The sequence below is a fragment of the Denitrificimonas halotolerans genome (genome assembly GCF_034259425.1).
Classification (GTDB): domain Bacteria; phylum Pseudomonadota; class Gammaproteobacteria; order Pseudomonadales; family Pseudomonadaceae; genus Denitrificimonas; species Denitrificimonas halotolerans.
In genome coordinates, this window is sequence record NZ_JAXIVU010000045.1 from 1 (window position 1) to 865 (window position 865).

Annotated in this window: 2 protein-coding genes; both read left to right on the plus strand. The window is 46.2% G+C overall.

Annotated elements, in window-relative coordinates:
• A partial coding sequence (gene tnpB / locus TOI97_RS13170) for an IS66 family insertion sequence element accessory protein TnpB (protein ID WP_321554583.1) occupies positions 1 to 187 on the plus strand: 187 nt, incomplete at its 5' end.
• Positions 188 to 255: 68 nt separating this feature from the next.
• A partial coding sequence (locus TOI97_RS13175) for a transposase (protein WP_321554584.1) occupies positions 256 to 865 on the plus strand: 610 nt, incomplete at its 3' end.

Here is an 865-nt window from a genome sequence, read left to right on the forward strand (position 1 = left end):
CGTGATGTGGGAAGACAATGGTTTTGTCATGTATTACAAGGCGCTGGCGGAAGAGAAATTTAAGTGGCCCAAGCCTGCTGATGAGCTGCTGGCCTTAACGGGTGAGCAAATAAATTGGCTGCTGGATGGCTACGATATCAGCCTGTTTAAAGGCCATAAAAAACTACAATACGACAGCCTTGGATAGCTTGATTTTACTGGGTTTTATCGACTTTTAAGGGTGCTTTTGGTGGCGGGTTTTGCTATAATCTCAGCATGAAAAAACAGCCCAAACCAACCATTAAAACCCCAGATTTAAGCAGCCTAAGTGCTGCTGAATTACGTTTAATGGTGACCCAATACCAGGCTGTCGTAGAAGAACAAAACACCAGTTTATTAGAGCAAAATGCTCGCTTAGAAAATCAAAAAAGCGAGCTCAAAGCAGCCCATCGTCGTATCGAGCTGCTAGAAGAAATGAACCGTCTGCTGAAAACACAAAAGTTCAGTGCCAGCAGTGAAAAGTCCAAGTTCCAGTTAAACCTCTTCGACGAAACAGAGCTTGAGGCTCAGCTTGATGTGCTGTTCGAAACTTTGCCTGAAGCGCCTGATGAAAATGCAGAGCTGACTCAAGCACGCAAAGCCCGCCAAACACGTCAGCGTGGTTTTTCTGCAAATCTAGTGCGCGAACGTATCGAGCACACACTCACTGAGTTGGAAAAAGCCGGTGCTGATAGAACCTTCTTTACCAAAGTAAAAGAAGAGCTGCACTACACTCCAGCGCAGCTTAAAGTGCTGGAGCACTGGCAAGAAAAAGCCGTGTTTCCCTCTGAAAACAACGCGTCAGAAGAACAGATCGTAGCTGCGCAGCGACCAGTACACCCCTTTG